General features: G+C 42.8%; 19 protein-coding genes and 1 tRNA gene. All 20 read left to right on the top strand.

The features are described 5' to 3' along the window. Positions 1 to 8 precede the first annotated feature (8 nt). Positions 9 to 716 carry a Crp/Fnr family transcriptional regulator gene (locus A3GG_RS0107895; RefSeq protein ID WP_018358758.1) on the top strand — a complete coding sequence of 236 codons (708 nt, stop codon included), beginning with the start codon at positions 9 to 11 and terminating at the stop codon, positions 714 to 716. A 155-nt stretch (positions 717 to 871) separates the two neighbouring features. Beyond that, positions 872 to 2,182 carry an MATE family efflux transporter gene (locus A3GG_RS0107890; RefSeq protein ID WP_026215714.1) on the top strand — a complete coding sequence of 437 codons (1,311 nt, stop codon included), beginning with the start codon at positions 872 to 874 and terminating at the stop codon, positions 2,180 to 2,182. An 8-nt stretch (positions 2,183 to 2,190) separates the two neighbouring features. After that, positions 2,191 to 3,327, top strand: coding sequence for a metallophosphoesterase (locus A3GG_RS0107885; protein WP_018358756.1), 1,137 nt, complete (start codon positions 2,191 to 2,193; stop codon positions 3,325 to 3,327). A 29-nt stretch (positions 3,328 to 3,356) separates the two neighbouring features. After that, entirely contained in the window at positions 3,357 to 6,197 is a 2,841-nt protein-coding gene (locus A3GG_RS0107880; protein WP_169333158.1) for a M16 family metallopeptidase, read from the top strand. Positions 6,198 to 6,234: 37 nt separating this feature from the next. After that, a tRNA-Thr gene (locus A3GG_RS0107875) sits at positions 6,235 to 6,307 on the top strand. A 343-nt stretch (positions 6,308 to 6,650) separates the two neighbouring features. Beyond that, positions 6,651 to 7,916 carry a tyrosine-type recombinase/integrase gene (locus A3GG_RS12135; RefSeq protein WP_018358754.1) on the top strand — a complete coding sequence of 422 codons (1,266 nt, stop codon included), beginning with the start codon at positions 6,651 to 6,653 and terminating at the stop codon, positions 7,914 to 7,916. Next, positions 7,882 to 8,217, top strand: coding sequence for a helix-turn-helix transcriptional regulator (locus tag A3GG_RS12860; protein ID WP_018358753.1), 336 nt, complete (start codon positions 7,882 to 7,884; stop codon positions 8,215 to 8,217). The genes A3GG_RS12135 and A3GG_RS12860 overlap by 35 nt, the downstream gene beginning before the upstream one ends. Beyond that, the gene (locus tag A3GG_RS12125; protein WP_018358752.1) at positions 8,214 to 8,564 is read left to right on the top strand and encodes a DUF4406 domain-containing protein; all 351 of its coding nucleotides are present in this window, start codon (positions 8,214 to 8,216) and stop codon (positions 8,562 to 8,564) included. The genes A3GG_RS12860 and A3GG_RS12125 overlap by 4 nt, the downstream gene beginning before the upstream one ends. Then, positions 8,561 to 9,277, top strand: coding sequence for a DUF7168 domain-containing protein (locus A3GG_RS0107855; RefSeq protein ID WP_018358751.1), 717 nt, complete (start codon positions 8,561 to 8,563; stop codon positions 9,275 to 9,277). The genes A3GG_RS12125 and A3GG_RS0107855 overlap by 4 nt, the downstream gene beginning before the upstream one ends. 3 nt (positions 9,278 to 9,280) lie before the next feature. Next, positions 9,281 to 11,392, top strand: a complete 2,112-nt coding sequence (locus A3GG_RS0107850) for a bifunctional DNA primase/helicase (RefSeq protein WP_018358750.1) — start codon at positions 9,281 to 9,283, stop codon at positions 11,390 to 11,392. 283 nt (positions 11,393 to 11,675) lie between these two features. After that, on the top strand, positions 11,676 to 11,969 hold the full coding sequence (locus A3GG_RS0107845; RefSeq protein WP_018358748.1) for a helix-turn-helix domain-containing protein: 294 nt from the start codon (positions 11,676 to 11,678) through the stop codon (positions 11,967 to 11,969). A gap of 3 nt (positions 11,970 to 11,972) precedes the next feature. Next, complete coding sequence (locus A3GG_RS0107840) at positions 11,973 to 12,245, top strand: hypothetical protein (protein ID WP_018358747.1); 273 nt, start codon at positions 11,973 to 11,975, stop codon at positions 12,243 to 12,245. Positions 12,246 to 12,252: 7 nt separating this feature from the next. Next, complete coding sequence (locus A3GG_RS0107835; protein WP_018358746.1) at positions 12,253 to 12,681, top strand: hypothetical protein; 429 nt, start codon at positions 12,253 to 12,255, stop codon at positions 12,679 to 12,681. A gap of 23 nt (positions 12,682 to 12,704) precedes the next feature. Then, positions 12,705 to 13,001, top strand: coding sequence for a P-loop NTPase family protein (locus A3GG_RS0107830; protein WP_018358745.1), 297 nt, complete (start codon positions 12,705 to 12,707; stop codon positions 12,999 to 13,001). Positions 13,002 to 13,003: 2 nt separating this feature from the next. Then, entirely contained in the window at positions 13,004 to 13,480 is a 477-nt protein-coding gene (locus A3GG_RS0107825) for a hypothetical protein (protein ID WP_018358744.1), read from the top strand. 13 nt (positions 13,481 to 13,493) lie between these two features. Beyond that, complete coding sequence (locus tag A3GG_RS0107820) at positions 13,494 to 13,904, top strand: hypothetical protein (protein WP_156808710.1); 411 nt, start codon at positions 13,494 to 13,496, stop codon at positions 13,902 to 13,904. A gap of 210 nt (positions 13,905 to 14,114) precedes the next feature. Next, a complete protein-coding gene (locus A3GG_RS0107815) occupies positions 14,115 to 15,401 on the top strand; it encodes a DUF3945 domain-containing protein (RefSeq protein WP_018358742.1) in 1,287 nt (428 codons plus the stop codon). Between the two features lie 68 nt (positions 15,402 to 15,469). Beyond that, positions 15,470 to 16,054, top strand: a complete 585-nt coding sequence (locus tag A3GG_RS0107810) for a hypothetical protein (RefSeq protein WP_018358741.1) — start codon at positions 15,470 to 15,472, stop codon at positions 16,052 to 16,054. A 5-nt stretch (positions 16,055 to 16,059) separates the two neighbouring features. Continuing rightward, a complete protein-coding gene (locus A3GG_RS0107805; RefSeq protein ID WP_018358740.1) occupies positions 16,060 to 17,013 on the top strand; it encodes a hypothetical protein in 954 nt (317 codons plus the stop codon). A gap of 12 nt (positions 17,014 to 17,025) precedes the next feature. Further along, positions 17,026 to 22,311: a helicase-related protein gene (locus A3GG_RS12115; protein WP_018358739.1), complete on the top strand. Its 5,286-nt coding sequence runs from the start codon at positions 17,026 to 17,028 to the stop codon at positions 22,309 to 22,311. Positions 22,312 to 22,553: the final 242 nt, after the last annotated feature.

Below are 22,553 nucleotides of genomic sequence, written 5' to 3'. Positions count from 1 at the left end.
AAGTTGCGATGAAGGAAAAGATTGAAATTAAAAAGGAGAATAGCCCTCATCTCTCCAACATAATGCCAAAACTCTGGAGCCTACTTACAGACTCAGAGCGAGAGGAGCTCTTGATATGGTCTAGCTACTATATCTACAAGCGTGGTGAGGTGATATATGATGCTAAGGTTATTCCACAAAATGCTTTTATCCTGGTCAATGGTCAAGTAAAGATCACCCAGGAGGAGGATCGTACCCAGATATTAAGTCTGATACGAGCCAAGGAGTTTTTCGGCTATGAGGCTCACTTTGCCTCCGAATCGCCTCTTACCAGTGCTACCGCTATGGAGAATAGTCTTATCTGCTTAGTTCCAATTAGGAGCCTAGAGGGTATCCTGCGTAGCAATCCTAGAGTAGGTCTTTATTTCATGGACGACCTTGCACTACGTCTGCGAGAGCGCAACCAAATGATCATCACCCTGACTCAGAAGCATACGAGAGGGAGGCTAGCGGAGTCTCTTCTGCTACTCAAGGACAAATATGGTTCCGAGGGTGATGGCAGAACCATCCATGCCTACTTGACACGCAACGAACTAGCGGATCTCAGCAACATGACCACTAGTAATGCAGTACGCACTCTTCGTTCGTTTCAGGAAGAGGGTGTTATCAGCCTGAATGGGAGGAAGATTAAGGTATTGGACGAGTCCAAGCTACAACGCATTAGCAAACTGGGGTAACCGCCACAGTGGTCGACTACTCGACCTCATTCCAATTTAGATTCCTAGGAAGGAGGGCTTAGGAAAATGGAACATAACATTTAGCTCGACGAATCGTGTTTGGAAATAAAAGTGCCCAAGGAGCAGGAAGGGGTTCAAAAACAAACGACCTTGGCATACTCCCCATCGGCCATTTACTAAGAAACTATGCATTGCCATCGATTGTAGGATCGATGGTGAATTCTTTGTACAATGTCGTAGACCGTATATTTATAGGACAGGGAGTAGGTGGTATGGCTATTTCTGGTCTTGCCCTTACGTTCCCTATCCTTATATTTCTACAAGCCTTCGGCGTACTAGTGGGTGTGGGCGCCTCCTCTAGGATTTCTATCCTTTTGGGGCAAAAGAAAAACGAAGAAGCAGAGTATTTATTGGGTAATGCCTTTTTGCTCTCCCTTATTTTTAGTCTTAGCACCATATCCCTTACCTACATATTTATGGAGCCCTTGCTGTATACTTTTGGCGCATCGGAGGGCACCATTCCCTATGCCAAAGCCTACTTGGAGATTGTAATACCTGGCAATATCTTTGCCAACCTCACATTCTCCTACAACTCGGTAATGAGGTCTACAGGCTATCCGCTCAAGGCTATGATTACGATGATTATAGGAGCGGTGCTAAATGTCCTTTTCGACTCCCTCTTCATCTATGGCTTAGGCTGGGGTATTAGAGGTGCAGCTTGGGCAACAGTCATTAGTATGTTTGTGGGTATGCTCTTTGTGATGCAGCACTTCACAGACAAGCGCAACCTTCTACTCATTAAGCCTAAGTACTTCAAGTTTAAACTAGGCTATATCGGGAGTATCCTTAGCATTGGCGTAGCACCTTTCGTGATGCACTTAGCATCCAGTATGGTGCAAGTGATGAAAAATACGAGCCTTGTGAAGTACGGTGGGGATTATGCCGTAGGGGCTTACGGAATATCCAATAGTATTGCCACCCTTATCTTCATGCTCATTATGGGATTATCTATAGGTATGCAACCGATTGTGGGGTACAACTTCGGGGCTGGCAATATGGGTAGGGTTAGGGAAGCATTCTCCAAGACGGTCAAGATAAATGTGACCATCGGGCTCATTGGGCTTACTCTAGCTCAGTTATTTCCCGAACAAATAGTACGGCTCTTTACTGCCGATACCGAACTTATCGGGATTGCGTCTATCGCTGTCTCTATCGAGACCTTCGCCTTTTGGGCTGTAGGGTTTCAGGTATCTACGGTTCACTTCTTCCAGAGTATCGGTTCAGCTTGGCGGTCACTTATACTAAGTGTTTCCCGCCAAATTGTGCTCTTGATACCTGCACTGTATATACTGCCACAGTTTATGGGACTCAAGGGCGTATGGTTGTCGACCCCCGTTGCCGATATCCTCTCCTTTACCGTCTCGTTATTTATGATTATCAGATTCTTCCAAAAGCATAAAGAATAAGTATCCTCATGCGCATGCTAATTATCTCGCTGGTGGGTCAGGTCCTTATGAATCTACTCCTACTCACTGCGGTTTGGAAAGGGACAATAAAGGGATCTATTTGGCGTAAAGTCAGTTTAGGTTGGGTAGGGCTAGAGCTACTCTACTTCGTATATATCGTCGTTTCCAGTGCTTCTCTCAATAAGAATGGGGAATTTATGCGAGTAGGCGGACTGATATTCAGCAACTACTACATATATATAGGAGTACTATTAATGCTCCTAGTATTAGCCTACCTTGCAATATGGATACTGCAGAAAACGGGGGTCATCAAAGGCGATATCCCTAAGCGTAGAGCTAGAGGTTTGGCTATGCTCATCCTGATGCCGATAACGCTTATCCTATGTATCCAGGGCTACTACAATACGATGCAACCAGTGGTCACTCGTTACAACGTTTCCCTACCCTACAATGGTTCGTCTCATGACCTCAAGATAGCACTCATCACAGATATACACTTTGGAGATATTATTACCCAGGAGCAGGTGAGTAAGATGGCTAAGATCGTACAAGATGAAAAACCGGACTATGTCTTTGTAGGAGGCGATCAGTTGGACTACTACTTCCACTACGTAGAGGAATATCCAGAGGTTACAACACTGATGCGCGCCCTACATCCCGACCCCTCCAAGATATTCCATGTACTAGGGAACCACGAGTATTATATCGATCTAGAAAAGAAATGCGACTGGCTAAGTAGTATTGGTGTATTGCTACGCGACCAAGTAGTACGACTAGAGGATAGCCTCTATCTAGTGGGAAGAGATGACGCTATGAACAAACAAAGGCTTCCCCTAGTAAAGCTTATGGATCAAGTACCTATAGGAGCTTCCACTATGGTTCTAGACCATCAGCCTAATGAACCTGAGGAAGAGCGTGCTAGTGGTGTAGACCTTGCCATGCATGGACATACACACGACGGGCAGTTTATCCCCTTCAAGTGGCTCCTAGGTATGATATTCGAAAACTCTTATGGCTATATTGAGGAGGGTGGCACACACTATATAACGAGTTCAGGATTTGGGCTTTCCTCTTCTCCGATTCGGATTGGCACCAAGTCGGAGGTAGTTATCATTAATCTACATCTAATACGTCTAAGACCATGAAACCTTTACTATTCCTAACAGCAACAATTATGACTATCAACGTTTCTCTAGCTCAGACCGAAATGGTCGAGGAGCTCACACTATCCAATGGACTTACGGTCTGGCTCTCTCACGACTCTTCGGAGCCTAAGGTTTACGGTACCGTGGCGGTGAGAGCTGGGGCAAAGCATTCCCCCAATACAGGTATTGCACACTACTTTGAGCACATAATGTTCAAGGGCACTAAGCGTATCGGTACAGTAGACTATGCCAAGGAGCAACCTATTCTAGCTGAGATAGCTAATCAATATACGCTTCTTAAGCAAGCCAACAGTGCTGCGGAGCGACAGGAGATACAGAAAAAGATAAATCAGCTCAATATTGAGGCTACTCAGTACGCTATTCCCAATGAGTTCAATAGACTCATCACAAAGTATGGCGGGACGGGACTCAATGCTGGCACATCGTACGACTACACTGTATTCTTCAACACCTTTTCGCCTGAATATCTCGAGCATTGGTGCGAGCTGAATAGCGAGCGCATGGTAGCGCCTGTATTCAGACTCTTTCAGAGCGAGCTAGAAACGGTATATGAGGAGAAGAATATGTACTCTGATAACATGGGGACTCAGCCCATGCAGGAGGTAATGAAGCGAGTTTGCGCACCACACCCTTACCAATTCCCTATTATTGGCAGTACAGAGGCACTTAAGTCGCCCGACCTACATGCTATGAAGGAGTTTTTCCATACCTATTATCGAGCAGGAAATATGGCACTCATACTAGTGGGAGACTTCAAGCGCGAAGGACTAGAAGAGTTACTAGAGCGCACCTTTGGCAAGATAGCTCCTGGCAATGCGCCTAAGGAAGAGATGCCTAAGCCTAAACCATTCAAGGGACATGAACGATTAGATGTAAAGCTCCCTATCCCCTTTGTTAGTGGAGCAGCCTACCTATGGCAAACGGTTCCCAATACACATCCCGACCAGATTACTCTATCTCTCATCCAATCCTTACTCTCTAATGAGGGCAAGACAGGTCTCCTAAATAAGCTCACCATAGAGGGAGACATTATGGGAGCATCGCCAATAGCCACCGCACTCAATGACCATGGTGTCTTCGGGTTCTTTGCCGTGCCTAAGCTACTACATAGTAGAAAGAAGGCTGTGGCGATGGTGATGAAGGAAATCGATAAGATAAAGCGAGGAGACTTCACTGACAAACAGCTTCAAGAGGTAAAGCTCATTATTGAGCGGGAATACCTACAGCAGATTGAAAGCATTGAGAAACGCTCTAATCTACTGAGAGATCTTTACGCTCAGGGGAGGACATGGGATTCATTTAGCCAAGACCTAGTGCGCTTACGTTCTTTGACTAAAGAGGAAGTTATGCGTGTAGCTAACCTCTACCTAGGTAGTGACTTCTTGGAAATCAGGAAGAAGACCGGAAGATATCCTAAGGAGCATCTTAATAAGCCTCCGTACCAGCCAGTAGTAGCTCCTAACCAAGGAGCCCAATCCGACTTTGCCCGGCACATGGATTCTTTGCCTATATCCGACCTTCCCATACGGGCACTAGACTTCACGAGAGATATTGAGCGACGAACTCTTACGGGCAATGGATTGGTACAACTCTTCAAGACCACCAATAAGGAGAACGACCTCTTTACTCTAGATCTCCTCTACTTCCAGCAAGCCACTAAGCATCCAAGGCTAGAGGTACTAGAGTACTACCTAGACCTAGTAGGAGGTGGAGGATGGAGCAACCATGAGTTCAATAGTGAGCTTCAGGCACTAGGTGCTTCCGTTACGTTCGAATCAAGAGATAGCTTCTTTGTCATCAAGCTCACGGGCTTTGACCATCATTTCAATGAGAGCGTAGCGCTCTTAAGCCGCTTCCTCTTCGATGTACGAGCCGAGAAGAAGGCGATGAAGAAGCTCATGGAGAGTAAGAGCTTATCGGATAGAGCCACGAAAAAAGACCCTACAACACTCTCTAAGAGACTTCTCGAGCTAGCCCGCTATGGGGAGGATGCACCCTACAAGATATCCATCAGCAAGTCTGAGCTAAAGAAGATCAAGCCCGCAGACCTCATTGAGGAGCTTCAGCAACTACTACGTAGCGAAGTGGATATTCACTATACTGGTTCTTTGGATATCGACACTATCGCGCCACAGATTGTACAAGCGCTACATGCTAACGACATAACGACCAAGGGCGAAGGCTATAGTCATATTCCGTCGATTGTACAGCAGCAATCACGGGTACTATTTGCGCACGAGCCTAGTGCTACTCAAGCCATTATCAAGATTTATCTCCCCTTAGGGACTCTGAAAAAGGAGCAGAAGGCAGCTATCAGACTATATAATAGCTACTTTGGCAGTGGTATGAGCTCGCTTCTATTCCAAGAAGTTCGCGAATTCCGTTCACTTGCCTACGGCGTGGGTGGGTATGCAGACTTCGCACCTGCGACAATAGCAAATGGCAAAACAGACTACGTTATCACCCTGAGTACACAGGCAGATAAAGTAGTCCAAGCACTCAAGTTGGTAGCAGAGCTTATAGAGAGAGCGCCCGATGATGTAAACCGTTATGCCAACGCCCGACAGGGATTGCTCAGTATGGCAAGAACCTACTACCCTACCCTACGTTTGCGGTCACGACAAATAAGATCACTGGAGCGTCAGGGCTACAGTAAGGATATTTCGCTCATGATTCAGGAAGAGCTTCAGCACCTTACTCAGGAGCAAATCATCTCGGCTCATGAACAACTAGTAAAGGGAAAACCTATCACAATCACCATAGTAGGTAATCGTAAACATATAGACCTCCAAGCGCTAGGTAAACTCTACCCAATCAAAGAGGTAAAGATTTCTCACTTAATTGACTAATTATTTACAATAAATTGTTACCTTTGCGGAGCAATTCGCCGAAGTAGCTCAGTTGGTAGAGCAACGCATTCGTAATGCGTAGGTCACGGGTTCGAGTCCCGTCTTCGGCTCTAAAGTGTATCAAACGATGTTTCATTAACTGTTTGAGGTAAGACACAACAAAGACACAACAAAGCCGATAAGCACTGTAAGTCAAAGACTTGCGGTGCTTATTTTTGTTTCAACAAATTCTACCAAGAAACACAAAAGACACAAACAGAAAAATAGTGTATCAAAAAGTGTTTCAAATTAACACTTACTAAAACCTCTTTGTTTCATTGGGTTACATCTTCTCATTTTGAGAGGTGGTTACAATTTGGTCACAGACAAAAAAGTTAAGATTTTGTGACCACAGCGGTTTTCATCTTATTCTCGTTCGATTTTCGATTTTTTCATCATTTAGCGAATAACAATATGAGAATAGTTATGAGAACCGAGCTTCAAATGAGGGTTAGCTTCTACCCTAGGAACAAAAAAGGGAGCAAAGGAGAAAGTCCTATTATGATGAGAGTTTCTTTGAATGGGTCAAGGATTTCTCTAGGTCAAGTTGGGTTGTCTGTTAATCCTGACATGATAACTAATAATCGAGTGGTCGAAGCGCACCCTCAAGCACTTCAAATGAATGAGACGTTAGAAAAGCTGGAGCAAAAAGTGATTTTTACAGCAGAGCAACTTTTCAATGATAACAATCTCTCTTTAGATACCCTAAGAAGTGCTCTTAACGGGAAAAAGACCCATCTTGTATACATGTCTCAGCTTTTTGACCTTGACGAGGAAGAAATGAGTGAGAAGTTATCTACTGGAAAAATAACAGCTACTACCTATCGCAGACACCTTTGTGCTCGAAGAAACTTCGAAGATTTTTTGTCTTTCAAATATCGACGAAAGGATATTAAAGCTGGCGAAGTCACTAAGTCGGTAATACATGACTATGAAGACTACTTGGGGAGTTATGTCGGTTATGACCGCAATACTGTGGTTAAGTATATGTTTTTGTTAGGCAAGCCCATTAAGTACGCCTATTGCAATGAGCTAATTGACAGGAATCCTTTTTATGGTCTCAGTTTTCCTAAAAAGAAAACGGATCGTGGGTATCTGACTGATGATGAGCTTGCCCTTCTTTCTCGAGCAAGACTCGTCTTACAGCGTCTTGATGTGGTGCGGGATATGTTTCTCTTTTCGTGTTTTACAGGTCTATCCTACATTGATGTCCGTAACCTAACTGAAGACGACATTAAAATAATTAATGGCAAGAAGTGGATTTTCACTCCACGACAAAAAACTTCTACCCCTTGCCAAATACTATTGCTTTCTCAAGCTGAAAGAATCATTGATAAATATAAAGACAAGAGGTGTGAGGGCGGAAGATTACTCCCTTTATTCAGCAATCAAAAAACGAACCAGTATTTGAAAGAGATTGCACAAGAGTGTGGTATAACTAAGAACCTCACCTTTCACCTCGCCCGCCACACTTTTGCGACAATGGCACTTACCAAAGGTATGAGCATTGAAGCTGTCTCTAAGGTGCTTGGTCACACGAATATTCAGACAACACAAATATATGCCCGTGTCATCCCTACTAAAATAGAGGAGGAAATGGGGCGTTTGGCTACACGACTTAATCACGAACAGATAGGTTTAGAATATGGAGAAAACAACGGAGTTGAGACAACTTTTTGATAGTCTTTATGAGTTTTTGGAAGAAAAGGAGTTGGAGTTTGGTCTAGAAGCTCCTTTAACTCGAAAAGACAGCTTTACAGAAGCCGAATTGATGGAAGCTCTTAACTTATCAAGGGCTACACTGTACCGAGCGAGAAGAGCTGGGAAATTGCCTTTTGAGTATCACAGCAATGGTTTTATTGTCTATCCTTATAGTGCGGTCTTGCTTGCTATCAAGACTAACAAGTTTAAGGTGAAAGGGCTGAATAAACTATCAGCATTAGAAAGGCTTAAAGAATTTAAGAGCTTGTTAGAACTATGAGTAAACAGAAATTATATATCAGTGGACCGATAACAGGTCTACCAGAAGAAAAAGTGAGATATGACTTTCATGAAGCGGAGAATAGGTTGCGGAGATTATTTCCTACCTACGAGTTGGTCAATCCATTGAATAATGTTCTACCGTTTGATGCCCCTTGGGAAGAACATATAGAGGCAGACTTACTTAGTCTCCAAGGTTGTAATGCTGTCTACTTCATGGATGGCTGGGAAAATTCTTTAGGTTGCCAGATAGAACATGCAGAAGCAGTTGTTCGTCTCATGGATAGATATTACCAATCACCATTAAAGAGAAGCTCAGTTAGAGGTGCTGAAAGGAGGTTTGAATGAACGAAAAAGAAAAGGTATTAGACAAAATAAAGAAACTGCTGAAGCTACAAAGCTCTGCGGAGACATTAGGTAATGAGGGAGAAGCGTATGCAGCAGCTAACGCTGTACATAGGTTGCTTACAACATATAATCTTTCATTGGGAGATATTTCTGATGAAACATCCGATGGACTTAATATTAAGGAGTCTGATGAAATAAGTTACCGTAGCCCCTATGGTTCCCAGTGGAAACGACATTTGCTTTCATCGGTGGCTAGTAATAACTATTGCAAAATTCTTATAATACCAGCCAAACAACACATGTTAGTTGTCGGACAAGAAGACAATGTCATTGTGGTGAAAAACCTATACAACTATCTAGTTTCTTCTTTTGGCAGTTTGGCTCAAAGGAGGAGAGCAGAGTTTGAATATTACCTTCGCCAAGAAAGGAAAAGATTTACCAGTCAGGGCAAGAATAAGTTTCTTCGTTCTTATTTCATTGGGGCGGTGGCTGGGTTGCAAGAGAATTTCAACAGTCGGAAACCAACCCCAGAAGAAACTGGACTTATGGTCTGTCATACATCCGCAATTCAAGGGTACCTTCGCAATGACCCCTTCTATAGTGGGGAGGTTTTCAAGGGAAAGAAGCCAAATTCTGACTTGATGCTAAAAGCTTTTGAAGCTGGGGAAGAAGACGGGCGGAATATTAGTTTGAACAGACAAATACAAAGGTAAATCATGAACAAAGAAATATCATTCAGAGATAACATCAAACAGAATATTCTTGGTGCAACTCAAAACGGATTAGATGTATTCAATTATTATTTGCCCTATGACCTTCCGATGCGGAAGAACTTTCCAAGTCCCTTCTACGACGATACAAAAGCCTCTTGTAATGTTTTTCAAGGTCAAGATAGGATATGGAGGTATAAAGACTTTGGCGATAGCCAAGATGGTGGTGATTGCTTTTGGTTTGTAGCCACCTTAAAAGGATTAGACTTAAGAAAGGACTTCCCTAGAATACTTGATGTAATCATTACAGATTTGCACCTACCAATTGCAAGTCCAGTAGGTCAAAGAGGCTCTTATCCTACCCGACAGACTACGCCGACTCGCACAATCATGAAGGAGAAGGCAGTTCCTCCCACCCCGAAACAACCTTCTCCCACAGCAAAGTTTGAGTATGTCAAAAAGGAATATACTGATGAAGAGCTTGCTTTTTGGGAACACTACGGAATCACTAAAGCAATTCTCAAAAGGTATAAGGTTTATTCGCTAAGGAGCTTTAGTTCTTTTCGGAGTAGCGATGGAGTTCCTTATACCATCAATTCATCGGAAAATGAACCCATGTTTTTGTATGACTTGGGTACTGCAGTCAAGATATACCGTCCTTTCAGCCAGATGCGTTTTTTGAATGCTGGCGAGAGAACTGAAGTCTTGGCATTTGGATTGGAGCAACTCCCAATGAAAGGCGATATAGTCTTTATTACCGGAGGCGAAAAAGATGTAATGAGTTTATCGGTTAGAAACTTCAATGCAATATCCTTTAACTCTGAGACCTCTTTGATAGATACGAGTATCATTGAAATGCTCAAAAGGCGCTTTAAGCACATACTATTATGCTATGACATGGATGATACTGGAGTTAAGGCTTCGCTTCAGCATGAGAGTGCCCTTTCCAGCTATAAAGTCCTAAGAGTGGAGCTTCCTCTCTCAGGCGACAAAACAGAAAAAGACATATCTGATTATTTTACTATAGGTCACACGCGCGATGATATGCAAGAATTAGTATCTATCACACTTGAGAAGAACTTATATCAACAGACCAAGGTGCTTCTAAGCTCATGTGAGATTAACCTCAATAACCCACCTGAAGCCTCGCGCAGACTAGTGTCTTTAGACGATACGACCCTTGGGAGCTTCGGCAATCTCTTATGTGTCACTGGAGGAGAAGGTACAGGTAAGAGTAATTATGTTTCAGCCCTTATTTCAGGAGCCATTTCACTACACGCTCTTCCAGCCAAAGAGACACTAGGCATGAGTGTTGCTCCAAACACAGAGGGCATGGCTGTTCTGCACTTTGACACAGAGCAAAGCGATGCTCAGCTCTACAAGAATGTGAAGCGAAGCCTTAAGCGAGCACAAATCAATGATATTCCTCACTACTACCACCCATTCTGCCTCACAGCTTTCTCTCGAAATGAGCGCTTGAAGCTTATACAAGAAAGTATGGATATGTATTACCATCGTCATGATGGTATACACCTTGTGGTTTTAGATGGCATTGCGGACCTCATAATAAGCGCCAACAATGAGTCTGAAAGCGTGGCAATTGTAGAGGAGCTTTACAGGTTGGCAGGTATCTATAACACTTGTATCGTTTGTGTGCTCCACTTGACGCCAGGTGGACTAAAACTAAGAGGACACCTTGGTAGTGAGCTCCAACGCAAGGCAGCAGGGATTATCTCTATTGACAAAGACAAGTCTAACCCGGCTCTTTCTGTCGTTAAAGCCTTGAAAGTACGTGATGGCGATCCGTACGACGTGCCGATGATGGTGTATAGTTGGGATAAAGAGCTTGACATGCACGTTTATCGTGGCAACAAATCAAAGAAAGAGTCCGATGATCGCAAATATAAAGAGCTATTGGGTATTGCCAAGAACACTCTTGGTGATAGTCATAGCATGGGTTACAACGACTTTGTCAATGCCATTTCGGAGTATCTTCTGAAGGAGTATAACCTCAAAGACAGGCGCACTTCAATCACCCGAATTGAGTTTATGCTTGAGAATGGCATTATAGAAAAGGTAGATGATGATACCGTTCAACTTTGTGATAATAGCCTATAGACACGGCATGATATTATATAACATTTGTGTTATTGCTACTACTAAAACCAGTCAATTACTTAATTACTGGAAATTGGTACTACAATATGAGATACTTCGCCCCTATAGTGAATTGGCTAATCAGTTTAAGACTAGGATAAAACAAAAAAAGAGGTTCGTAGTCCATTCTTTCAAGCCTCAATACTTGACGATGTACAACGAACCTCCTATGAGGATTATTCCCCGAACTTCTTGAAGCAAAGATACGAATAATAATTGAATTGAGCCACAAAAAAGCTTAATTATGGATAGAGACAGGATATTGGAAGAAAGAGTTAAAGCATTGGAAGATGATGTAAACTCTTTGTTTAAGTACTTAATGAAAGACAATGTCGGAGACAGCAGTCTTCGTCAGAAAAGTGGCGATGATTTTCTCGATGTTTGGGATGTCGCCAAACTTTGCAAAGTTTCACCCAAGACTGTATATAATTGGGTCTACCTTGGTCGCATTGAGTGCACCAAGCTTCAAGGGCGCCTTTTGTTTTCGAAAGACGTCATTGCCGAATATATGAGCAGACACAGAAAAAGCAAAAGATAGACTATGTTTACGAATTCAAAAAATGGCTCTCCTTTTGGAGATTTCCCTAAAGGGCATTGGCTCTCTAGGTACGATGAAACCACCAATGATTTCGAATATATAGAAATGGTGGATTTCGAAGATTTGCTCCTTTCCTCCTACTCCGAAGCTCTCCTACAGAAGATAAAGGGAGAATGTGTGAGTTATCTTGTGACCTTTATTGGCGAGTCTCCTCGCCATCGATTGATGATACCAAGAGAAAGACTAATGGAAATAATAACTGAAGTAAGAGTGTAATATATTTATGAGTACAAAGATAGTAATTACCCCTGCAATTAAGAAGTCTGACATCTTAGACCAATTGGTCATACGCCACTCTAATTGCCATGCAAGGGAGGTCGTGACCCTTGGAGCAGAGCATATAGACCTCTTTGCTTGGCGAGGCACCCGAACCGTTCTTTATGTGGTTATCACCACGGAAGAGGAGTTTAGAGCTGAATTTTCGAAGCGGAACCGCCAAGCTCCGATAGACAGTGTTGGAGCCGAGAAGTATTTTGTATGCCCATATAGAATGATTGAGAACTACGAAATCCCCAAGGGTTGGGGTTTGATTTACGCAGAGCAACACGGCTCTGATGGACTTAATCTAGTCACAGTGGTCAATAGCAGCACTATGCCTTGTGACCTAAGAAAAGAGAAAGACATCTTATTGTCAATATTGAGTAGTCGTTGAACGTATATTAGAAGTATATTAAGATGAGCAAGAAAGAGCAAAAGAGAGGTTTATTAACCTCACTACAAGAGTTTATAGGCGAAGATGAAGTGTATCTAATCGTAAGACGAAACACTAAAACAAACGATATTACTCTTGAGAGTAACGTCTCTCCCGATGATGCTGGGGAAGTGTTATTTCGCCCATTAATAGCATCAGGAACAGGAGATACTTTCGATTATGGTGTCTCCATACTTCGATCACTTGTGGAGGTGCTAGAGCAAATGTCGGGAATGTATCATACTATCAACAAGTCACCAAATACATATAGAGGTAATTAACTATGAGTGATGATAACATGCCAACCCAGCAGTCATTTTTTGAGGATGACACCTTTGTGGAGGAGCCCTCATCTGTAGAGTATCCACAGGGAGGAGACACTACAAAGCAACCTTTACGAGAAGCAGATTCCGCCCCATCAAGTGTCGAGCCTACATCAGGAGATACGCATCAGAGCATTCCAAAGACTTTGGTTCAGGTACATTTTAATGCCGGGAAGTTGCGAAACATCAAAGGTGAGAATGCAAGAAAGGCATTCGAAATCTTGGGGAGTTTTCTTCGAAGCTCCGATGGTAGAATCCTCTGTACATTGATAGCTCTTATAGGAAGTGCCTACTGCGTAGAAGCTTCACCAAGTAACAGCTTCATACAGTTCGTTTGGGGCGGTATATCTGTAGTCTTCTTCTTGGTTCTATTAGCTTTAGCTCTTAAGCTAAGTAAGACTATAAGAATAGAGTTTTTTGATAACAACAAAAAGTAACTAGGCATAAAAAATGAACAGCAAATTGTCAATTAAAAGGACTAATAGCAATACCACCATTACCGTTGGGAGTATGATTTTGGGAGAGGCTACGGCATCAGGCTTTGAGCTAGTTGTAACTAAGCAAGAAAACTCCCTTTGGGAATACTCATATCAACTAAATATTGAAGGTGCTATCAACAAGAGTTTGTGCCCTATTTTACCCAAACTTTACCATAGTGATATTGAGGCAATATATGTAGGTGTGAATAGCATTGAAAGGCACTTGATAGATGCGAGAGAAGATTGTAGGCATCCCGAGTTAGCTGATGCTATTACCCACTTAAAAGATATATACAAGCCTACCATCAAAACTCTTTTTGGAGATAGCCTGATGGATGATATGGTTCAAGAGCAGAGGGAATATAGCGAAGACTATAGATAACCAATAGATATTTTGTTTTCATAGAATTTCTGAAATTTGATTTTCCAATGTCCTTTGAGTAGAGATACTCGAAGGACATTTTTTTCGGGAAGTCGGATTGCCCGATATTGCCCGATTTTACCCGATATTGCCCGACTTCTTGGAAGTGTAGGGAACTATATAGTAATTTGTGCTGTAAGGTATTAGTAACTATATATTTATTTAGATTTTATGGGAGATATTATTTTGGTAGCCGAAGACCGCTCGATGGTCAATACAGGCAATGAGGTCGGCAACCTTCAGGTTGTAGAGAGTATAGACGAGCAGGGAAACATCAAGACAAGAAAACCTACTCCGAAGATTCCTCTTAGAGAGATGGTCAAGATGGATGTCAATACTAAGGGTGATGTACTTGAGAACTTTGTTAAAAGCTTCAACAAGTCTTACAAGAATGTAAAGAATTACCGTCTCTATACGATGAAAGTTGAAGATGGCAATGTCAAGAAATCTGTAGATGCTCTTGAGGCTATGCTTCAGAATCGTACAGAGCATAAGGAAGCTCTCAAGGAGATGAGGGTCAATCCGTATGACTATATGCCAGAGCAGACGGTGACTCCTGAGGTTGAAGCTCTATTGCAGGGTGTTGGATTGAGTAGTCAAGTTCTACAAGAACATGACCAACTTGACAAGTTTCTCAAGTTCCAGTACACTGATGTCCTTTATGTCAAGACTAGCATAGACGACACAGAAGTTATGCACCAAGCGAGAATTGCCCTTCGGAACAATCCTGATGGTGCCCCTACCCTTGACATTCGCTCGGTCAAAAAGGAGCTAGATTTGGACACACCATTTCTTGGCAATCAGTTTAGCGAAACCGACAAGCTTAATCTTGAGACATACGGCAATCTAGGACGTCTCGCAGAATTGAAATTCCCTAATGGAGAAGCTATTACTGCTTTCGTCTCTGTCGATAGTCAGACGAACAATTTGGTTTTCATGCCAACTAAGGATGTTCGTATTCCCAACCACATTGCCGGTGTAGACCTTACGCCAGAGCAAATAGAACAGCTTGCCAATGGATACTTGGTGCCTGTGCAAGGTCTACAAAGCAAAAAAGGCGAGCCTTACGATGCTATACTCCAGTATAGTGCAGAGAAGCGAGGTCTAGATTTTAGGTTTCCCTCCAACAAGCAGTTCCTTGGGAATAGGCGTTCCGATGGAATTCCTAATACCATTTGCAAGGTACCTCTAACGGTCAAGCAACAGAATGCTCTCTCACTTGGGAAGGCTCTGAAGATTGAGGGCATGATTAACAAGAATGGTCAGACCTTCGACTCCTATATTACTTGGAATAAAAACAAGGGCAAATTCAAGTTCTCGAACTTTGACCCAACGAAGTCCAAGAAGTCTGAAGTTGTACAAAAAGCTACCGATGCTGGTATAGACATCACCAAGTCTCAGACCCAAGGCAAGAGCCAAAAGGTCGGTGAGAGTAAAGGCATCAAAGCAGGTATGTAAGGAATGCTAGGTCTTAAAACAATAGATAGGGGAGGTAATGCTCCCCTATCTTATTAAATAAAGCGACTATGGAAAGAGAAAAGGATATAGAGTTTGACCTGATGCTGGATAGGATGATTTCTAGGCTAAGTAATTCCAAAACTACCTCTCCATCTGACTTAGAGCGTATCTCCTATTTTGCAGAGAAAGAGACTGATATAAGGAGAATACTTAATCACCCCAATACTCCTCATAGAGTGTTTGAAAGACTAAGTAGGAGCGATAATCTTAACACAAGGGCTCTTGTAGCTGAAAGCTCTCGATGTCCAGAGGAGGTATTGAGAGAATTGTCTGATGATAATAGTGACACTGTTAGGGCAAGAGTGGCAAAAAACCAACTCACACCCGAGGAGACACTTTTTATATTGTCTCTTGATCCCAGTAAGACTGTTAGATTAAGTGTAGGAGAAAATAAGTCTACCCCTAATTACATTATCCGTCAAGTCAGAAATAGTGTTAGTGAAGGTAAAGCCAAGCTCCCTATCATTGCCAAGAAGTCTGACATCGTCAAAAAAGCTGAAGCAGAACTTGGCAAGGATTGGCAAGGGACACGAAAGCCTGACAGACCTGAGAAGTCACAGGGGCAGGGTAATAATACTAAGATAAAGTTATAATATTTATGAATGAGAATATAAATGAAATACCAATACCACCTCCTACTCCTTCTGAGTCTCCTATCAGCTCTTATCTACCCCTTACGGAGCGACTGGAAGAGCAGTTTGAGAGCAGTAGAGTCACCTTCAAAGACCCCGACCGACCTAGCCTTGGAGGGTATAGGACGTTATATATCGATAACAAGCCGACTGGTCTTATTCGGAAATACAATGCACCTATGAAGCTTGACAGGTCAGGTGATATTGGTCGTGCTTTTTGGGATTACATGGAGCAATCATATAAATCCTTTGCTTTAGCTGACCCTTTACTGAAGAATAGTATCGGGACTATTGCACCTGCAGAAGAAGGAGGAATACCAACTCTCATATTCAAATCTACTCTAGACTTCATTAAGGTAGAGTCTGCCTACATGATTGCACACCCCGAGGTCTATAAGGCTTTGGGAGTTCAAGATAAAGAAATGGTGGATTTGTCATTGTCTCTTGCCTCCCCTGTACAAAAGAAGAGTTTCTTCCAGCGTCTGTTCGACTTCTCTGAGAAGATTGAACCAAGGTTGTCTGCAAAGCAACTGGTTGATGGTGTAACACACAAGCAGGTAGAAGCAGAGCTCACTGCAGTACCAACGGTAGAGGAAAAGCAAGAGGTTGTTGAACAGCACTCTCAAAAGGCAGGTATCCCGAATACTATTTACGGAAGAACCTTGCCTCCCACCCTTATTACTGCGCTTGAAGATGGCAATATCCTATACCTCAATGACCTTAAAGACCCTGATACTGGGGTTGCTTTCAGCTCTTATGTATCTTACGATAAGGAAAAAGACAAGCTTAATTTCTCTCAGATAAACCCTAACCAGAAAAAGCAATCAGCCATTGCCCAAGAAGCTGTGAAGGCAAGTATTTCTCTTGACAACAATATAGACAAGTCTGCTCCGACTCAGTCAAAAGGCAGACGCTTATAATCGAATAGATGTATGGCATATAACAAGAAACAAGTACTCCAGGACAACATCAATGCTATTGCAACTGCGATAGAACTAGAGCGCGATAATATACTCGCACCTAGTGATGAGCAGATAGCTATACTCCGCAAGTATAAAGGCTTTGGTGGATTAAAGTGTGTTCTCCTCCCTTGCGAGGTCGAAGATGATTTGAAGCATTGGAGTAAAAGTGAATATGACTTATTCCCGATGGTTAAGGAGTTGCACTTCATTCTTAAGGAGGCGCAACTCCCCGATATTTCTTATGACAAAATGTTGGAGAGCCTTAAAAACAGCGTTCAAACTGCCTTTTATACGCCCCAACCTATTGTACAAGCTATATCAGATAGCATTGCCGAGCTCAAGCTCCACGAAAGTGGAGAGGTGCTAATGCTCGACCCCTCATCAGGATTAGGTGTTTTTGGCGACACTTTAGGAGCTCTCACTGATAAGAGGTATTACATTGAGAAAGATTATCTCACCTCACTTATACTTAAACAGGTCAATGCTAACAGCAGGGATGTTGTTGTGCAAAATATGCCCTTTGAGCAACTCTCAATAGGTCAGTCTAGTGGTATCGTTGATATCGCAGTAAGCAATATCCCATTTGGCAACATCACTGTTTTTGATGTAGAGTTTAACAGGAGTGGAGATTCGCTAAAGCAAGCGACCACAGGGAGTCTGCACAACTATTTCTTCGCAAAGGCACTAGATGCAGTACGCCCGGGAGGTATTGTTGCTTTTATCACCTCGAGAGCTGTACTTGATAGCATGTCATCGAGCGAGTCGCGAGTATATCTGATGCGTCATAGCAACATCATATCAGCAATTCGATTGCCTGATGGAATGTTTGCAGACGAAGCTGGTACTGCCGTTGGCAGCGACCTTATTATTTTGCAGAAGAGCGATAGGGAAAAGAGCATTCAAGGCATGAGTCCTAGGGAGTATGATTTCATTACTTCCGAGCGAGACCCTAACACAGGTATTGCTTCTAGTGTTCTCTTCCGTGAAGATTATATGGCAGATAAAAATAGACTTGCTGGCTTTCCTGCAAGGTCTATTGGCACCGATGCCTACGGCAAGCCAGCCTATGTCTACAACTTCGATGGGAATATCGAGGGAGTAGGCACCAAAATAAAGGAAATGCTTCGTGAAGACTTTGAAGAGAACTTTGACCAAAGGCTGTATCAGCAATATGCGCAAGGACAATCCAAGGTAAATGATGAGGCTGAAATCAGGCATAATCATACCCGTAAGCTTTATAGCGAAGAGGGCAAACTCAGACACTTTTGGATAGATGGTATTCAATACCGTTATATCGACTTCAATGGAAATGGCAAGCTCGATGGGGTTGAACATGCCTATGTTCACAATATGAATGATAATACTGTTGGAGTGTTATTGCCTGATAGTGGTACTAGAGTTGGCTTGTGGATTTCAGGAATTATCGGAGGAGCTGCTGCCGCTTCTAGACGCCAGCTCTACAATAATCACGGAGAACTTCTCTTTGATACAGCCCAATCTCGTTCAATTGAAGAGGTGACTAGCGTTGTGAAAGCAATGCAAACCTTTAATCCCGATGACCGTCTATTTAAGCATCTTGATTGGAGTAGTACCAACCTTATCGCACCTGTTCAATCTGAGGAGGGAGACTTCGCCCTAGTAGACCTACTTGGTGTGCGAAGAATTGGCAAGATTGTTGACAACAATTCCAATGAAGAGGTTTTAGTACAACTTACAGATAGAGGTCCCGGGATACCCGACATTACGATGTCCCTCCCTTATAGCTCCGTGATGGCAGTCTTTGCCAATCACGACCACTTCCAAAAAATAAGGCAAGAAGAACGAGAGTTATTAGAGATTGCACAAGGGCATGTCACAGCGGAGACAGAGGAAGCGGAGCTTGAGCGTAATATCTCCGCCAGCACCACCTCTCAAACTCCTAGCGCTTCAAGTGAAAATTCGATAGATAAAGCTGAAAATTACCTTGAGCCTACCCTTACAGAAGAGGAGCCGAATTCTAGTCAGCAGATTCGTTCAACGAAAAAAGTCAGACTTAGCAAAGAAAAACAATTTGCTGTGCAGTATCAAGAGGAGACAGGAAAAGTGCTAAAAGATATGTTTGGCAATCCTGTTGTTGTCGAAGATAGTGCCATTCGGAAGCCAATACAAACGAAATCTCAGTCTCCAGTACAATCCACATTTGATGCGAGCATCAAAGAGTATACAGGTCAGATCTACAAGCATTACAAAGAAGCTGGTGTCTTGGTACGAGAAGGGAAACAAATTGGTCACCTCATCCTCCATCCTCTTGGTGGCTCCTCTTTTCTCCCGGTTGATTTTTCTCTTCGTGAAATCGAGCAACTCGATTTGTACATCAAAGTGCGTGACTCTTACCAGCTTCTCTATGATTATGAGGCAGAACGTCAGGAAGAAGCTACCGAGCTTAGAGCTCAACTCAATAGGCACTATGACGCCTTTGTCGAGAAATACGGCACTTTGAATGACAAATCTAATAAGAAGCTCATTAGAGACAATGATAGTATCTCCAAGCAGGTCTTTGGTATTGAGAGATTTGAAGACAACCAAAATGTCTATGTAAAGAGTGATATCTTCTACAAACCTGTAGCATTTTTCACCAATAGCAGTGGTCTTGTTACTACCCCTGTCGAAGCTCTTACCTCCTCTCTCAATCGTTTTGGCTCAGTAGATATGAGTTATATCTGTGAGCTTCTCCCCGAAACAGATGTCAAAGACATTGTAAAAGATTTGGAGGGGAGAATATATTGGAACCCACTTATGGGCAACTATGAGTTGGCTGAAACCTTTGTTGCTGGCAATGTTATTGAGAAAGCAGAGCAAGTACAGAGGTGGATAGAAGAGCATCCCGAGGAGGCACCATTAGCAGAGGAGGCTCTTATAGCTCTTAAAGAAGCAACTCCTCCTGCTATCCCATATGCTGATATTGACTTCTCTCTTGGTGAAAGATGGATAAGTAGCAAGGTATATTCTCGTTTCGCTACCGACCGATTTGGCACGGAAGTTATAGTTATTTATAACCCTGCTACTGACGATTATGATGTGGCTATCCCCAATACATTTTATAACCATGTAAACAATGAGATCTACTTCGTGAGAGGAGCATCAAGGAGCTATACTGGCAAGAATATGCTAAGATATGCTCTTACTGATACGCTCCCTAACATGACCAAGACCATTGAAAGGGAAGACCCAATCACTGGAGAGATTCAAAGCGTGAAAGTACCCGATGGTGTTGGTCTCCAGCTCGCTCAAAACGTCAAGGAGAAAATCAGAGGTGATTTCCGTATTTGGCTAGATAGCCAGCCCTTGGAGTTCAAGCAAGCGATGACTTCAACCTATAATAGGCTTTTCAATGGTCGAGCTAAGGTCAAGTTTGATGGTTCTCATCAAACATTTCCTCATCTTGACTTTAGTAGCTTCTCTTATTCCGAGCTATATCAATCTCAGAAAGATGCCATATGGATGCTTAAAGTCAATGGTGGTGGCATCATTGATCACGAGGTTGGCGGAGGCAAGACTATGATTATGGCAGTCACCGCTTACGAAATGAAGCGACTTGGTTTGGTAAATAAACCGATGGTGATAACGCAAAAAGCCAATTATAAAGACATCGCCAAGACCTTCCAGCAAGCCTATCCCAATGCTCGTCTCTTCGTGCCTGACGAGAAAGATGTTGCTGGAGAAACTCTCCGAGAGCAAGCCTTCCACGACATCAAGAATAATGAGTGGGATATGGTGGTACTCACACATGAGAACTTCGCCAAGATACCTCAGAGCCTAGAGATAGAGCAGAAGATTATTGATGATGAGCTCAACGATGTCGAAGCTAATCTCCATGCTCTAGCTCTCAATGGAGACCAGATAAGCAAGCGTGCCTATTCTGCTTTAGAAAAGTCGAAGTCTAATCTTACGGCACGACTAAAAAAAGTAGAAGATGATTTGCGGAAACGCAGAGACGATGTGATAGACTTTAGGATGATGGGCATCGACCATCTATTTATTGATGAAAGTCATACCTTCAAGAACCTTACCTATGCCACCCGTCATAATAATGTGGCTGGCTTAGGTAATAAAGTTGGTAGTCAAAGAGCTCTTAATCTCTTGATGGCTATACGAACCATTCAAGAGCGCACGGGGAAAGACCTTGGAGCAACCTTTGTCTCAGGCACAACTGTTTCCAACTCTCTCACAGAGTTGTATCTCTTGTTTAAATATCTACGTCCTCGAGCTCTCGAAGCACAAGGTATTAGAAGTTTTGATGCTTGGGCAGCAGTCTTTGCGAACAAGAGCGTAGAGTATGAGTTTTCTGTGACTAATGAAATCAAGCAGAAAGAGAGGTTTAGAGCATTTAAGAACGCTCCTGAGCTAGGAGCATTCTACAGCGAGATAACCGACTTCCGTACTGCTGAAGACATCGGTTTAGATAGACCCGAAGCCAATATCACATTGTATGACATTCCTAGGACAGCAGACCAAACTAAGTATATGAATAACTTAATTGAGTTCGCTCGAACAGGTGATGCCCAGCTTATTGGTCGTTCCTCTTTGACAGAACAGGAAGATAAGGCTCGTATGCTCTTAGTAACCAATTATGCGGCTAAGATGTCGTTAGATATGCGATTGATAGACCCTAACTGCGAAGATGACATTGATAGTAAGGCTTCTCACTGCGCTAAAAAAGTGGCAGACTACTATTATAAATTCAATGAGCAAAAAGGGACTCAGTTTGTTTTTTCTGACCTAGGAACGTGGAAAGGAGACAATGACCTTGAGTTCAATATATATTCTGAGATAAAGCGCAAACTCGTTGAACATTATGAGATTCCTGCTAATAGTATCCGCTTCATACAAGAAGCTAAAAGCGACAAACAGAAGCAGGAGATGTGCCAAGATATGAACGAAGGCAAAATCAGAATAATGTTCGGCTCCACCAAAACCCTAGGGACAGGAGTTAATGCCCAAGAAAGGGCAGTTGCCATACACCACTTAGATACACCTTGGGTGCCAAGTGCCATCGAGCAGAGGAATGGTAGAGGTGTTCGAACTGGCAACTGGGTCGCTAAGGAATACAACGACAACAAGGTGGATATCTACCTTTATGCTGTTGAGCAAACCCTAGATGCCTACAAGTTCAATCTCCTGCAGAACAAACAGCAGTTTATCACCCAGCTGAAGAAAAACACCAGTAGTCGTACCATTGATGAGGGCAATATGGATGCCAATAATGGTATGAATTAGAGCTTGCTGAATATGCCTTAACCACCTACTATTCAAGCAATTGAAGTATTATTTTCTTTGCTATATTGATGATTATTGGTATATTGTAGTGTTAAAAAGAAACGCAATAGCAGTTATTGAGAATATGAGGAAGGTGTTTTCAAGCATTGGGAGGTTGCCCCTTTTTATTGGGGATGGTAATTTGTCGGAGTCTCTCGATAAGAGCAATAGGTGGTATCAGCTGGCGGAAAAGTTGCCGTGGG

Source organism: Porphyromonas levii DSM 23370 (assembly GCF_000379925.1).
Taxonomy (GTDB): Bacteria; Bacteroidota; Bacteroidia; order Bacteroidales; family Porphyromonadaceae; genus Porphyromonas_A; species Porphyromonas_A levii.
This window is presented reverse-complemented; position numbering and strand designations above follow the sequence as displayed.